We start from the raw sequence: 13,974 nt of genomic DNA on the forward strand, positions 1-13,974 counted from the left end.
CGAGGGACACGCCCAACGCCATCGAGATCTGAAGGGGATGAAATCTGGTCGACATGACGGCCTCGCCTCGCTGTGCGCTGATGCGCTCGTTCGGGCTCAGCGTGTCGGCGGTGCGATGTCAGGTCGATGCGGAAACGACGCAAATCGCGGGAAGGGGAAGGCGTCTGCAGGAAGTCGGAGGAAGCGCGATCAGTGTAGCTCGCGTGCTCGTATGCCCACCAGGGCGTTGGGCGAGTTCCGCTTCAGGTTCAAGAGCGACGCATTAACAAGCGTAAGGGAAGGTCATCTGCGGGCCAGACAAAGTCATCCGTTCGACGCGCCAGTGACTGGTCGAAGACGCCGCTCCGTCCCAGAAGCGGAAGTCAGCAGCCGTTGCGCAGATCGTGCTGAGCGAGGACGTAAGCACATCCGCATAGAGGTAAAAGCGGACGCAGAAAGCTGCAGAGCGTGCAATTAGATCGGGCACCTTGAAGCAAGTATACACCAAACGCTTGCGCCGCGGTCGACAACGATGTCTGCTTCCAGGGCAAGGATATAATTTTGTCGTTCGGTTAGTGGTCAACCGCCCTTGCAGCCCGTCACAGGATCGACACGATCCTGGAACCTTATGCTCTGGTGATCAGTTGATTCCTTACCGTTAGGATCGCCCTGTTTCGAATATGAGCTACGTCCGTCGATTGGCAGCCATTGTGCTTTTGCTGTCCATAGTGCCGTCACTGGTGCTTGGGGGGTTGCCGGTGATGTACTGCGCGGACAAGGCGGGCCATCAAGCGCTCGAAGTTGTACTCGAGGGCGTAGCGCACGGAGGCGAGCACTCGGTTCCTCGCAATGCATCGTCGCTTCAGGGCTCTGACAACTGCCGTCAGGCCGTTGTGGTGTTTGAGAATAACGGCTGCACCGACACGGCGCTCATGGATGTCGCCGCCGCTCCGGTGACGCAAGAAGTCAAATTCCTCCCACTGCCTCTGCCCGCTGGGCAGCTGCCGCGAGACGCAGCCGCACAGCCTGTCATTCCGGCCGTGTCGCCTCAAGGGGCTATGGCATCGCGGCTCGATCCGCGCATGGATGCGCGACGCACAATGGTGCTTCGGATCTAGGTCCGGCAACCTGCGCCGTCACACCGACTTCCGTCATTTGTGTGAAGCTCGCGGATCGGGCGTAATCCCGCCGGTCCTCGTCCCTGCACATCGGCGATGACCGCTAGCGGCGCAGCGTCTCCTCCCCAGCAACTATCTCAACGAGAGACTTCATTGCGGACCGCAGGTCTGCGCCATTTTCCATGGAGATCGAAATGAAACTTTCCCTGGCAGCTTCTCTAGCCCTGGCGGGCATTTGTCTCGCAACGACGAGCGCGCTCGCATTCAACGCACCCAGCCTGTCCCGCACTGGGATTAGCGAGACATCCTCGATGGTCCAGGAGGTCGGGCGACGCCATCACCGCGCGAGAGGACATCGGCTCGGCAGGTTCCTCGGCATCGGACACCGCAGGTTCTACGGTGGCGGCCATCATGCGCGCAGGTTTTACGGTGGCCGCCATGGCGGTGGCCACGGCAGACGGCACGGAAGGAGGCATCACTGAGAATTTGACGAACGATCGGACAAGAAACATGCCCGCAACGGTGACTTTTCGAGAGAACTCAGGAGACAGAATATGAAGTCGATTACCTGCATTGCCGCGCTTGCGATGGTGAGCTGTGGTGCTCTGACGCTACCCGCTTTCGCGGGTGAGGAGCATGGACACTGCTCCGGCGCCAATGTCTGCAAAGGCGATGCCGACTGCGAAAAGCATGGCCATAAGGAGATGACGAAGGAGGAGTGCGCTAAGATCGAGGGCGCAAAATTCGAAGCGTCCTCGCATGGCGGCGAAGACCATAAGGACGGCAAGCACGACCACGATAAGAAGTAATTTTGCAACGGGTAACGCCCGGCCTTTTGGCCGGGCGTTGCTTTAGTTCAAGACCGCGCGTCTGGCAGGTGAGGTTTCCATATGGATTGGCAAGTTGAGCTCCTGTTCGCCGCGCGCGTCGTTCTTGCGACGCTGGCGGGAGGTCTCATCGGTTGGGAAGTGAATCCCACGGTCGTGATGCGGGCATCCGCACTTATGCTGCCGTAAGTCTCGGTGCTTGTACGTTTGCTCTCATCTCTCAGCATGGGGGCAGCGGTGATCCGGGGAGAATTGCGGCCCAAGTCGTAAGCGGCATCGGATTTCTGGGCGCGGGCGCGATCTTGCGTCAGGATGATCGGGTGCTCGGATTGACAACCGCCGCCACTCTATGGGCAACAGCCGCAGTTGGCGTAGCGATGGGATTCGGCATGTATGTTCTCGCCTTTTGCACGGCTATCCTGGTTCTTGCGGTACTGCTCGCGCATGATCATCCCCAGCGGCTCAAGCTTCGCTTGCACCACATAGCGAATGATCCCGAGTGAACAGGACTTCGCAATGCCCGCGTTTCTTCCTGAGATGACAGATTTACGGTGCACGCCAAATAAGTGCGTTTGCGATGAACGCATTCTGAAGGCATCATTCAGATGCTGTGCATCCGCTCGCTGCTAGCATCTTCTCCATAGCCGGAGACTTCAGACAGTCCGGGAGATCGCTCGGCATTCTGCTTCCGGCTTCAAAGAGGAGGACCTACAGATGAAGAAGTTCAATCGAACGATTGCAGCTCTTGCGGTGGCGGTGCCGCTCGGCATGTTTGCGGTCAGTGCTGCCGAGGCTGGCAGCTATCGCGGTGGCCACAGCGTGCCGAGTTATAGCCAGAGCTATGGTCAGGGCTTCTATGGCAAGAAGCACGGTGGCTACAAGGAGCGCAGGGTTCTGCGCCGCCATGCGGCTAACCCCTGTATGTTTGTAATTCCGCGCTGGACCTATCATCGCGACTGGCGGTGGTAATCATACGATGGCGCGCCGCGAATGCGGCGCGCCTTTTCATTCAGGAGTATAAAGAGACGAGATGAGCAACAGTACAGATACGTCGCGCAGCAGTGCCGCCGTCGGGTTGCCCTGCCCCATTTGCAAGGTCGATCTCATCCTGAGCGAGCGGCAGGGCGTCGAAATCGACTAGTGCCCGAAATGCCGTGGAGTCTGGCTCGACCGGGGCGAGCTCGACAAGCTCATAGAGCGCAACGCGACCGAGGAAGCCCGCTACGCGCAGGGAGAATTCGACAGTAGCAGTCGTGCAGAGCCGGCTAGGCGGCCCTCCCGGAACTCACGACAGGATTCCGAGGAACGTGACGAAAGATATGGCGGCTACGACAAGCATAGACGACGTGACAGCCGGGTTGGGCATCATGGTCGCAGCCATGGATCTTTCCTGAGACGCCTGTTTGACTAGGCAGTGCGGTTACGGTGGGTGCCGAGTTGTGCCTGTCCGATAGAAGTGTTCCGGCGTTGGCGGATCGTTTGCGAAGTCTTGAAAGGGGGCGCCCATGGGGGTTGGACAATCTGATGGAGCAAAGGCGGCCACCGCCGGCGGGCGGCACAAGAGAAGCCTCTACGTCGCGCTCGGCCTCACCTCGACGTTCATGCTGGTCGAGGTGATCGGCGGATTATGGACGGGCAGTCTGGCGCTGCTCGCGGACGCCGCCCACATGATGACCGATGCTGGAGGCCTTGCGCTTGCGCTGATCGCAATCCGGTTTGCGGAGCGCCCAAGGACACCACAACGCACCTACGGATATGCGCGCGCCGAAGTGCTGTCGGCCCTCACCAATGCCGTCGTTCTGCTGCTGCTCACGGTCTACATTCTCTATGAGGCCTATCAACGTTTCCTCGATCCGCCGGACATCATAGGCGGACCGATGCTGGCCGTCGCTGTCGCCGGGCTCATCATCAATCTCATCAGCATGAGGCTGCTGTCCGCGGGCTCGGCGGAAAGTCTTAACGTCAAGGGTGCTTACTTCGAAGTTCTTGCCGACATGTTAGGATCCCTCGGCGTCATCGTCGCGGCCGCCGTTGTCGTTATGACGGGCTGGAAACTGATAGATCCCATCATTGGCGCCGGCATTGGATTGTTCATCGTTCCGCGGACCTGGATTCTGCTCAAGCAGGCCGTCCATATCCTGATGGAGGGCACGCCACCCGAAATCGATTTGGCTCTTCTCGAAAAGAAGCTGCTCGATATTCCTGGTGTGGTGATGGTGCGCGATCTCCACGTTTGGACGATCACTTCGGGCGCAGACGCGATGAGTTGTCATCTCGTGGTCAACGACACCGGAGCGTCGCAGTCCATTTTGGCTGCTGCTCAAGACGCAATGCGGTCGGGCTTCGGCCTTACGCATACGACCCTGCAGATCGAGGATGCCGCGATCCACGAGACCCATTCCGACGTACCGGTATGAAATGTCTGCAATCGGGCTCGCTTCGTCTCGGGCACGTGCGTCGATGTAAGTTGTGGGCTATTGCCACCTCTTAACACTTTTGGGATTGGAAGATGCGTCGAACCTTGCAGTGATAGACTCTCCAAAGCGTTGAGATGTCGCGTCTCGTTTCGCACCTAGAATGGCTTCGTGAGGCGCCAACGGAGGCGCGTGTTTTCCACGCCACTCGCATGACGCAAGCCATGTAGGGAGGACCCTGCGTCGCAATCGCCTTACTTTTTTCCGTGGATAGTCCCCATGGAAAAAGCTTTGTTGGCAATATCCTGCGTCAGAACCACTTCGACTCGAGCTTGGTCGCTCCGGACGACGACTTGGCGGCTGACGAGCCGATCCTTTAGATCTCTGATAACCAGACGTGAGGTTTGAAACCTGCCTGAAAAGAAAGTCGCGAATTCTTCAAACCAATGCACATCACCGAACCTGCCGGAGAGCGAGCAGACATAGCGTGAGTCGCTGACGGACCGTGATTGGAGCAGGATCATTTCGCCGAGACGATTTTGTATCATCCAACCGCCAATAAACTTTCTTGCCTGGGTGCTGCTCTTGAGTAGCTGCTCGTCCGGCACGCTAATCCAGCGTCCGGCGCGCGCAAGCGCAGTGAGAGCTTGATGATCTTCGCCGCTGCCGATGCAGCTCCGGTCGGCCAAATCCAGCACGACCTCTATCGCCCGGGCGTGTTCGATTTCTGAAATGATGCGCTGGTTGCGTTCACTCCCGGCGATAGTTGGTCTGTCAATATGCGTCAGCAGAATCCGGAGTCGATTGCGCGCCGCTCCGAGGTCGGAATCCGGAACGTCCAGCTGGATGATCCGATCATAGTCGGCAAGGGCTTTCTCAAGGTCTCCGCGCTTCACATGGACGACCGCGCGGTTGTAAAAGATGTCGGAATTGGCAGGATCAAGGCTGGCCGCGCGGTCGAGATCGACAAGCGCCTCGTCCAGCTTGCTAAGGTTTGAGTACACAATTCCCCGGTTCATTGCCGCATGTGCGAAGCCCGGTCTGTACTTGAGCGCCAAGGTATAGTCCCTAAGCGCGAGTTCGAACTGGTGCCGGAAATAATGGGCGTTGCCCCTGTTGTAGTAGGCGGATGCGTTGGACGGATCTTGCCTCAGGACCTCGTCGAATCCGCGCAGCGCCTCGAAAAATCGGCCCTGTAAAACCGCGTCGACAGCGCGGTCATGAATCTCCTGTGTCGCTTGCGGGAGCGAGGACGCGGAGTCCCGGTTGGTTGTCGCAGCGCACAAGCCGGAGCCCACGCACAGGCCCAGAGCTGCAACGACAATCGCTAGAGGTTTCCGCATTTGCATATGGCGCACCCTGGAATAATACCGAGCTTGTTATTCTTGCCGGCGCCAGGGTCCCGTCCGAAAAAAAGCACGGAACCATGGGCTGGGCCAATTGGCTATTGTCGTTTCGCTTCGCCCACCTCCGCCCGTACGAGCGCTGAAAGCTGCTCCGGGCCAAACTCCAGCAGGGGCTTTCCGTTCACGAAGAATGTTGGGGTCCGATTGAGCTTTACGGCCACGATGTCCTGCATGTCCTGCTTCAAAACCTGAGTGATCTCAGGCCGCGTTGCATCCTTGCGGGCTTGTTCCAGGTCGAGGCCCGCTGAACCTGCGGAGTTCCGCGCGATGGCCAGGTTGGGCGCGCCGTGAACGGCCCATGCCGGCTGTGAGGCCAGCATGGCTTCGAGAACCGGCTCGAATTTCCCTTGCAATCGCGCCGCCTCAAGAATGCGGACGGCCTCGTCCGAGCCCTCGTGAAAGGGTGCGTATCGGATCATCAGGCGAACATCCTGAGGATGGTCAGCCAGGATCTTTTTCACATACGGATAAAACGCTCTGCACGTTTCGCACGATGGGTCGAAGAACTCGACGATTGTTACCGGAGCATCCGCTGGACCAATGATCGGCGCATGGGGACGCACAAGATGGTCTGCTTGCGCCGCCGCACTCTCTCGCCGCGTGGCCTCGTCGTGGGTTTTGTACAGGTACCCTGTAATTCCGAACACGGCGACTGACGTAGCAATGATGAAAAGTACGAGTTGGCGTCGGTTCATGGTGAGTTCCTTGCAATGTGTATGAGTAGGGCCGCGACGGCGGAAAACGCCGCCATGGAGAGCAGCGGGATTGGAAGACCGGAAAGGATCGCCATGTCCGGGCCGGAACACGAAGGGCCCGAAATCGAGCACGGCACCATCGCTTCTTCCACAAGGCCGTAATAGACGAGACTATGATAAGCTGCGATCATCCCTCCCAAGCCGGCTAACGGCAATGCATAGCGCCAGACAGCAGTATCGGCTTGATAGAAGCCCACACCCAGCACAACGGCCAACGGGAACATGAAAATGCGCTGATACCAGCACAGGAGACAGGGGAGCCGGCCCATCACCTCGCCGAGGAACAGGGCCGAGAGCGTGGCGCAGAGAGCGATTGTCCAAGCGACAAGCAGCGGCATAAGGGGAGCGCTGTGTCGCGGCATGTCTGCCGTCATGGAGAGATCCGCCTTGTGGTGCTTTCAGGATTCGCAGATCCCCGAATTTCTGTGCCGCTCATGTCTTTCTCCTGTGAACCAAAGGCATCGTCGCCTTTGTCTTGGCTCGACCGATGCATCACTCGGCGGGCTGCGTTGTTACTGGAGCGTGCGGGTCGGCCGCATCCGACACGGACTTTCTCCGGCCGCCGAAGCGGACGCTCAAGGCTGGCAGCACGAGAAGAGTGAGCAGCGTGGCGCTGATGAGACCTCCGATCACGACCGTGGCGAGCGGCTTTTGCACCTCAGCTCCGGTACCCGTCGCAAGTGCCATCGGCACGAAGCCGAGCGAGGCGACGAGCGCCGTCATGACGACGGGCCGGAGTCGCGTAAGCGCGCCTTTCACGACGGCTTCCTGCCGTGATAGGCCCTCGTCGATGAGATTGTTTATGCTCGTCATCATGACCAGTCCGTTGAGCACCGCAACACCCGAGAGTGCGATGAAGCCGACAGCGGCCGACACCGAGAACGGCATATCGCGAAGCCACAACGCGATGATGCCGCCGGTCAGCGCAAGCGGCACGGCGCTGAAGACCAACAAGGCATCGCGGGGTGAGCCCAAGGCGGAATAGAGCAAAAGGAAAATCAGGAAGAAGCAGGCGGGCACAACGATCATCATGCGCTGCTGGGCCGCGGCCAGGTTCTCGAACTGGCCGCCCCAGGCGATGTAGTAGCCGGACGGCAGTTGAACCTGCTGCGCGACCTTCTGCTGGGCTTCCGCGACGACCGACGCAATGTCGCGCCCGCGTATGTTCGCGGTCACGACGACACGCCGTTTGCCGTTCTCCCGGCTGATCTGGTTCGGTCCCTCCGAAAAGGCGAAGGATGCGACCTGCTCGAGCAGAATGGAGGACGACCGGTCGTTGCGATCAGACGGGAGCGGCACCGGGATGTGCTTCAGCTTCTCAATGTCGACCCGAATGGCGTCGGGTAGACGAACCAGGATTGGAAAGCGCCGATCTCCTTCGAAGATGAAGCCCGCCTCGCGGCCGCCGATGGCGGCCCCGATCACATCCTGCACGGCAAGCACGCTGAGCCCGAGGCGGGCGATTTCGTCCTGGTTGATCTTGATCTCCAGGAAAGGCAATCCATTCGCTTGCTCGACGCTGATGTCGGTTGCGCCCTCGGTGCTTCTCAGGACCGAGGCGACCTTATTGGCTCCAGCGAGCATCTGGTCGAAGTCCTCGCCGAACACTTTAACTGCTAGGTCGCCACGAGCGCCGGCCAGAAGCTCATTGAATCGCATCTGGATCGGCTGGGAGAAGACGAGGTTGTTTCCGGGCTGCTTCTCGATCGCAGACTGGAACTGCTGAACGAGTTGATCCTTGCTCAGCGACGGATCCGGCCACTCCCCGGACGGCTTGAGGATGATGAAGGTATCGGATGCATTGGGCGGCATGGGATCAGCCGCCACTTCGGCCGTGCCGGTCTTGGAGTAGATGAAGGCGACCTGCGGAAACTTGCTGATCTCCTTCTCGATCTCGATCTGCATGGCCTGGGATTGGGAAAGAGACGTGCTCGGAATGCGGATCGCCTGCATTGCCAGATTCTTCTCGTCGAGCGTCGGGATGAACTCCTGGCCGAGCCGGGCGAACAGCGAGCCGGCAAGGAGCAGGAATACGACGGCCGCGGACACGAATACAGCCGGCCTGAGAATAGCCCGATGCAAGAGAGGCTCGTAAGCACGCTTGATGACGCGCACGAACATGTTGTCCTTTTCGTCGACCCGGCCGGAAATGGCGATGGCAATCGCGGCCGGCACGAAGGTCAGCGAAAGTATGAAGGCGCCGATCAGAGCAATGATGACGGTCAGGGCCATCGGCTCGAACATCTTGCCTTCCACGCCGGTGAAGGTAAGGAGCGGAACATAGACGAGAATGATGATCGCCTGCCCGTAGACCGAGGGCTTGATCATTTCTTCGGAGGATTCGATCACAGTGCTCAATCGCTCGCCAAGCGACAACTGACGTCCCAACTCGTGCTGGCGATCGGCAAGCCGGCGCAGACAGTTTTCCGCGATGATGACGGCACCGTCGACAATCAGCCCGAAATCAAGCGCACCAAGGCTCATCAGGTTGGCACTGATACGGCCCTGCACCATGCCGGTCATGGTCAACAGCATCGCGAACGGGATCACGAAGGCGGTAATCAGTGCTGCTCGGAAGTTGCCGAGAAGCAGGAACAGCACGACGATCACGAGAAGCGCGCCCTCGGCAAGGTTCTTGCTGACGGTCGCGACCGTCGCATCGACAAGCTGGGTGCGGTCGAGAACCGTCTGCACCTCGACGCCAGGCGGCAGCGAGCGGCGAATCTCCTGCATCTTGGCGTCAACGGCCGCGGAGACGGTACGGCTATTGCCGCCGATCAGCATCAGTGCCGTTCCGACGACGACCTCCTTGCCGTTCTCGCTCGCGCTTCCCGTCCTAATCTCGCGGCCGATTCCGACTTCGCCGATATCCTTGATGCGGATGGGAGCGCCATCGCGGGTCGTGACGACGACATTGCCGATCTGAGCCAGACTCTGAAGCCGTCCTGTGCTGAGCACGGCAAAGCCTTCGCCGTTTTTCTCGACATAGCCCGCTCCGCGGTTGACGTTGTTTTGCTCGAGGGCCTGGGCAATATCGCCGAACGAGAGATTAAGGGCGGTCAACCTGGCGGGGTCCGGCTGCACCAGATACTGCTTTTCGAAGCCCCCGATGACGTCCACGCCGGCGACTCCCGGCACGGTCGTCAGCTGCGGTCGGATGATCCAGTCCTGCACGGTGCGCAGATAGGCGGCCCGCTCGACATCCGTGGTCAGCTTCTGCCCCTCCGGCGTCAGATAGCTTCCATCGCTTTGCGGGCCGGGTTTGCCGCTTTCAACTTTTACAGCGCCGTCTTCCGTATAGTGCACGGTCCACATATAGATTTCGCCGAGACCGGTCGAGATCGGGCCGAGCGTCGGTGCAGCCCCCTCCGGGAGGCGCTCTTCGGCGGAGCGGAGCCGCTCTCCAACCTGCTGACGGGCAAAATAGATGTCGGTGTCTTCCGAGAACACAGCCGTCACCTGGGAGAAGCCGTTGCGAGACAACGAGCGCGTGTATTCGAGGCCGGAGATGCCAGCGAGCGCGGTTTCGATCGGGAACGTGACCTGCTTCTCGATATCGATCGGAGAGAGAGAGGGGGACGTCGTGTTGATCTGCACCTGGTTGTTGGTGATGTCCGGCACTGCGTCGATCGGCAGGCGATTGAGCGAATAGATGCCGTACCCTGCGGCCGCGATCGTCAGGAGGACGACCAGCCAGCGCTGGTGAACGGAGAACGCGAGAAGTCGAGCGATCATGTTTCCACCTCGTCAGTGTGCGTGGCCGGCTTCGGACTTGCCGACGTCGGCTTTGAGCAGGAAGGTGTTGGAGGCAGCGATGAGATCTCCGGAATTGAGCCCGGAGCTGATCTCCACGAACTGGCCGTCGTCCTCTCCGACAATCACCGGGCGGGCTTGGAAGCCATGGGACGTCCGTACGAACGCAGTGGGCTTGCCCTCAATCGTCTGTAAGGCCACCTTGGGAACAACCAGGGCGGCTTTTCTTTGCTCGACTGCAATGTTGGCAGTGACGAATGTGCCTGGTCGCAAGTGGCCCTGGCTGTTGTCCACCGAAGCGGTGACCCGCGCCGATCGGGTATCCTGATCAATGAGCGGACTGGTGAAGACGATCTTTCCGGAACTCTGCTGACCTTCGACGCTTGTGGAAATGGTCAGCAGCTGGCCTTCGCGAATTTGCGATAGATCCGTGGTCGAAACGGTGAGCTCGACCCACAGCATGGAGAGGTCGGCAATGGCATAGAGCTCCTTGGCCTGTCCCTCTCCGCCGACGGGTGTTCCGAGGTCAACTAGCTGCTCGACAATCCGTCCCGCGATCGGCGCTCTGATTTCGTAGCGCTCCAGCCCCGTCGGCTGCTTTCCAACAGACGTCAGCGCCACGATTTCACTTTCGTTGACGCCCAACGCAGTAAGTTTCTGTCGCGCCAGCTCCGTTCTGACCTGTGCTTCCCTCTGGGTCGCGCGCGCGCGAATAAGTCGCTGTTCAGCGGTAACCTGCTTTTCCCAAAGGGACTGCTCCCGCTCGTAGAGAGTCGACTGGAGCTCAAGGTTTACGTTGGCTGCTATGAACTCGCTCTTGGCGTCCGCGACCTCGCGGCTTTCTAGAATTGCGATCACCTCGCCCTTCTCGACAGGCTCGCCAAGCTGCTTCTTGAGTTCTGCGACTGTACCGATGACTTTCGCTGCAACCCGGCCGACGCGGTTGCGGTCGGGCATCAGCACGCCAGGCACGCTCAAGCGCCGGTTCAAGGTCCCTGCCTCCACGGGAACGAGCGTAATTTTCGAGGCATCGATCCGGTCCGGAGGCATCTCGACTTCGCCTTCGGACTTCTCCTCCTCTCCTTCTCCATGCCCATGCTCGTCGGCCCCCGCTGTGTCGGATGGCTTGGGGATGTCCTCCGCCCTGCTTGTGACGGCGAATGACCCAAAGAGGCTCGAGAATGGTGTCGGCGCAAATGCGTATGATAAGGCGAGCACGATGCCGACGCCGGCAGCGCCCGCAAAAAGGCGGAATCGGTTCATGGCGAAAGATCCACAAATGCCGGAGCAGGCTTAGCGGCTACCGGTCAGATCGAATTTTTAAGCGAAGGAAAGGTCCTTGCTGCGCACACCCCTGTGCGCGGGCGAGGAAATGCGCGTGTATGCGCTGCCTAGAGTCGGGGGGGCTCTTGGAGAGGCGGAGGCGAATGCTTGGACGCGCCGCCACTGTCCGTCACGTGGTAAGTGACTTGGGCTGTGAAATGAACAAACGAGGGATGCGCCGCCGGGGGAGGCAAGGTGTGAGCACCTGGGCACACGGCGCAGTGGGTGTGCGGCAATGCCTTCGCCGGAGACTGCTGGCCGTTCTTGTCGGGCGCTTCCTGCTGTCCGGACACCTCGCCTGCGATCGCATCTCCAATCCCGGCATCGAGTGTGGGGATAACGCTCTGCAGCGTTGCGTGCGCCGCGCCGAAAGGACCAATCAATGCAACAACGAGCATGACCATGAGCGCGCGGAGACACACCGCCCGAGAGGTGTGTCTCCACCTCTTGGGCGCGGTCTCACCCGAAGCTGTTGGTCGCATTTTCATCGAGGCAAGATGTTTCGCGATCTGCGCTAAAGTCAAGCAGCCGACGGGCTCTTCTCCGTGAAATGTTCGTAAGGGAGTTCGCGGCTGCGCGGAAACTTAAAGTTGCACAATGACTTAAGCGACGCGGTGCCTACTGTCGCAGTTTTTGTTGAACCGGCTCCTCCGGCTACGTCCTATGTGGCCTCACGTTCGCGTTGGCGCCTGTTTTGCTTGCCGGCTTCGGCCCGTGCCACGTACGAGGCGGGGCCTTGGCCCGCAATATCCTGGGTGCTCAGCCGCCGTTTGCATAGTTCTGGTTCGCGCCTCCGAGCAGCGCCCCTATGCACGGGTAATGAGAACGTTCCGCTGGCGACCAACCGATGCGTCGGACTACGAACTCGAGATCGCGTACGGGACATTCCGGCTTGAACGTGCTGACTGCTGGCCGGACGCGAGGATTGCGGCCTGCGATAGCATCGTTGCCACATATCACCGGCAACCGCATTTAAGCCGCATTTTCTTACGAGCAACCAGCTTCCTTACAAGGCTCGATTCCATGACGCTCACCTACACGCAACCGGCCCGTGATCTTAGCGCCGTCCAATATCGGCGACGCATCATTCTAGGGGTTGGTATTTTTCTCATTTGCTTCCTGCTGCCTTTCGTATGCGCCGTTTGGCTTCACACCAATCCGCTCTTCTATTCACAGATTGAGCACGCGGGCATTTTCCTGATCTTTGTTGCAATCGCGGGACGCACATGGAGTGCGTTGCACATTGGCGGATACAAGAAGGTCGCTCTCATCGAGACCGGACCCTATTCGATCGTCCGCAACCCTCTCTATCTTTTCACCCTGATTGGGGCAGCAGGTATCGGCGCCCAGACTAGCTCACTTGTCATGGTGGCCGTCTGCACGTCGATGACGGCCGCTGTGCTCGTGTTTGTCGTCTCCAGGGAGGAGGACTATCTGCGCAAGAAATTTGGCGCGGCTTTCGAAGACTATGCATCGCGTGTGCCGCGCTTTCTGCCCCGCTTTCGCGCTTATCGCGACGCCGAGCAGCTGGTCATCCAGCCAAAAGTCGTCTACCGCACCTTTCTGGAATCCAGCTACTTCCTTGTCGCTGTACCAGCCGTGGACGCCATAGAGCTCGCGCGCTATTATGGATGGCTGCCGGACCTTCTTCACCTGCCTTGAAGCCTGTGCGCGGCGAAGCCAGGTTGTCCGGGAATGCAAGCACGCATCAGCAATCAGGGCTCGATTCTCTGGGTAGGGTAGTAAGGCAAGTGCGGGGTCGCGATGACCCGCGCGCCGCCTCTCGATGCCGATTTCAAGCGATCCCTCTCCGATCCTGCCAGAGTTCTAGCAGGGCAATGAGCGCGACCAGAAGTCCGAGGAAGAAATGCGACCATCTAAGCTGACCAGAGCTCGCATAGCCAAACGCCAAAGGTGACAGGACGAGCCGGGTTCCGCAGCGATTGAGCCATCGCTCGTAGCGGCCGTGATGGGACTGCTTTTCCGCCACTGTTGAGCGTTGACGCCTGCGCCGGCTCACCAAGCGCATGGCCATGAGAGCGGATGGTTATCTATGATGCATGCAAGCGTGGTCACTCTTCTCATCCTTTCTTCAGGATGGGGGATTACGGCTCAACCGCCAGATCAGCATGGGTGCTTGCGCGATGAATGGAACTGGCGAACGATTATTCTTACAAGATCAGAGTGTTCTCAAGCCTATGCAGAACCGGTCGAGACCAAACGGTACAATGGCGTGAGCGAAATGCGCGAAATAACTTTCGGGCTCTGAAATGCGACGAGATCAAGCTCGGGAAGATGGGTCAACTGCGAAGGCGATCTACTTCTAAGTGATGTCCGCATTGAAGTGAGCCCGTGTGAGAACGCGGGCGTGGTTGGGCTGGTCGGCGGAGCGCCAACTG

The 13,974-nt window shown here is 59.5% G+C and carries 12 protein-coding genes and 1 pseudogene; 8 read left to right on the top strand and 5 right to left on the bottom strand.

The window, feature by feature from the left end:
• Positions 1–659 precede the first annotated feature (659 nt).
• The 7 genes and pseudogenes from V7082_RS19295 to V7082_RS19325 all read left to right on the top strand — a co-directional run bounded on the left by V7082_RS19295 (position 660) and on the right by V7082_RS19325 (position 4,341).
• Entirely contained in the window at positions 660–1,097 is a 438-nt protein-coding gene (locus tag V7082_RS19295) for a hypothetical protein (protein WP_334151113.1), read from the top strand.
• 554 nt (positions 1,098–1,651) lie between these two features.
• Positions 1,652–1,906 carry a hypothetical protein gene (locus V7082_RS19300; protein WP_334151114.1) on the top strand — a complete coding sequence of 85 codons (255 nt, stop codon included), beginning with the start codon at positions 1,652–1,654 and terminating at the stop codon, positions 1,904–1,906.
• An 81-nt stretch (positions 1,907–1,987) separates the two neighbouring features.
• Complete coding sequence (locus V7082_RS19305; RefSeq protein WP_334151116.1) at positions 1,988–2,113, top strand: hypothetical protein; 126 nt, start codon at positions 1,988–1,990, stop codon at positions 2,111–2,113.
• A complete protein-coding gene (locus V7082_RS21630) occupies positions 2,059–2,427 on the top strand; it encodes an MgtC/SapB family protein (protein ID WP_442909824.1) in 369 nt (122 codons plus the stop codon). Before V7082_RS19305 ends, V7082_RS21630 begins: the two co-directional genes overlap by 55 nt.
• Before the next feature lie 211 nt (positions 2,428–2,638).
• Positions 2,639–2,893, top strand: coding sequence for a hypothetical protein (locus V7082_RS19315; RefSeq protein ID WP_334151119.1), 255 nt, complete (start codon positions 2,639–2,641; stop codon positions 2,891–2,893).
• Between the two features lie 61 nt (positions 2,894–2,954).
• Positions 2,955–3,335, top strand: a pseudogene (locus tag V7082_RS19320) (TFIIB-type zinc ribbon-containing protein).
• A gap of 94 nt (positions 3,336–3,429) precedes the next feature.
• Positions 3,430–4,341 (top strand): cation diffusion facilitator family transporter, encoded by a 912-nt coding sequence (locus V7082_RS19325; protein ID WP_334151121.1) that lies wholly within the window; start codon positions 3,430–3,432, stop codon positions 4,339–4,341.
• A 251-nt stretch (positions 4,342–4,592) separates the two neighbouring features.
• Here the strand turns inward: V7082_RS19325 and V7082_RS19330 are convergent, their stop codons facing one another.
• From V7082_RS19330 to V7082_RS19350, 5 genes are all read right to left on the bottom strand, one after another.
• Complete coding sequence (locus V7082_RS19330; RefSeq protein WP_334151123.1) at positions 4,593–5,687, bottom strand: tetratricopeptide repeat protein; 1,095 nt, start codon at positions 5,685–5,687, stop codon at positions 4,593–4,595.
• A gap of 95 nt (positions 5,688–5,782) precedes the next feature.
• Positions 5,783–6,439, bottom strand: coding sequence for a DsbA family protein (locus tag V7082_RS19335; protein WP_334151125.1), 657 nt, complete (start codon positions 6,437–6,439; stop codon positions 5,783–5,785).
• Entirely contained in the window at positions 6,436–6,873 is a 438-nt protein-coding gene (locus V7082_RS19340; RefSeq protein WP_334151126.1) for a disulfide bond formation protein B, read from the bottom strand. The genes V7082_RS19335 and V7082_RS19340 overlap by 4 nt, the downstream gene beginning before the upstream one ends.
• A 118-nt stretch (positions 6,874–6,991) precedes the next feature.
• The gene (locus tag V7082_RS19345) at positions 6,992–10,234 is read right to left on the bottom strand and encodes an efflux RND transporter permease subunit (RefSeq protein ID WP_334151128.1); all 3,243 of its coding nucleotides are present in this window, start codon (positions 10,232–10,234) and stop codon (positions 6,992–6,994) included.
• Positions 10,235–10,246: 12 nt separating this feature from the next.
• Entirely contained in the window at positions 10,247–11,302 is a 1,056-nt protein-coding gene (locus V7082_RS19350) for an efflux RND transporter periplasmic adaptor subunit (RefSeq protein ID WP_334151130.1), read from the bottom strand.
• A 1,296-nt stretch (positions 11,303–12,598) separates the two neighbouring features.
• On the opposite strand from V7082_RS19350, the gene V7082_RS19355 reads away from it, so the two are divergent.
• Positions 12,599–13,237 (top strand): methyltransferase family protein, encoded by a 639-nt coding sequence (locus tag V7082_RS19355; protein WP_334151131.1) that lies wholly within the window; start codon positions 12,599–12,601, stop codon positions 13,235–13,237.
• Positions 13,238–13,974 lie beyond the last annotated feature (737 nt).

The sequence above is a fragment of the Hyphomicrobium sp. genome (assembly GCF_036833075.1).
Classification (GTDB): domain Bacteria; phylum Pseudomonadota; class Alphaproteobacteria; order Rhizobiales; family Hyphomicrobiaceae; genus Hyphomicrobium_C.

What these genes read in the sequence shown, in the direction of transcription:
- V7082_RS19295 (WP_334151113.1), top strand. Translation starts at nt 660, where the DNA reads ATGAGCTACGTCCGTCGATTGGCAGCCATTGTGCTTTTGCTGTCCATA.
- V7082_RS19300 (WP_334151114.1), top strand. Translation starts at nt 1,652, where the DNA reads ATGAAGTCGATTACCTGCATTGCCGCGCTTGCGATGGTGAGCTGTGGT.
- V7082_RS19305 (WP_334151116.1), top strand. Translation starts at nt 1,988, where the DNA reads ATGGATTGGCAAGTTGAGCTCCTGTTCGCCGCGCGCGTCGTTCTTGCG.
- V7082_RS19315 (WP_334151119.1), top strand. Translation starts at nt 2,639, where the DNA reads ATGAAGAAGTTCAATCGAACGATTGCAGCTCTTGCGGTGGCGGTGCCG.
- V7082_RS19325 (WP_334151121.1), top strand. Translation starts at nt 3,430, where the DNA reads ATGGGGGTTGGACAATCTGATGGAGCAAAGGCGGCCACCGCCGGCGGG.
- V7082_RS19330 (WP_334151123.1), bottom strand. Translation starts at nt 5,687, where the DNA reads ATGCAAATGCGGAAACCTCTAGCGATTGTCGTTGCAGCTCTGGGCCTG.
- V7082_RS19335 (WP_334151125.1), bottom strand. Translation starts at nt 6,439, where the DNA reads ATGAACCGACGCCAACTCGTACTTTTCATCATTGCTACGTCAGTCGCC.
- V7082_RS19340 (WP_334151126.1), bottom strand. Translation starts at nt 6,873, where the DNA reads ATGACGGCAGACATGCCGCGACACAGCGCTCCCCTTATGCCGCTGCTT.
- V7082_RS19345 (WP_334151128.1), bottom strand. Translation starts at nt 10,234, where the DNA reads ATGATCGCTCGACTTCTCGCGTTCTCCGTTCACCAGCGCTGGCTGGTC.
- V7082_RS19350 (WP_334151130.1), bottom strand. Translation starts at nt 11,302, where the DNA reads ATGCCTCCGGACCGGATCGATGCCTCGAAAATTACGCTCGTTCCCGTG.
- V7082_RS19355 (WP_334151131.1), top strand. Translation starts at nt 12,599, where the DNA reads ATGACGCTCACCTACACGCAACCGGCCCGTGATCTTAGCGCCGTCCAA.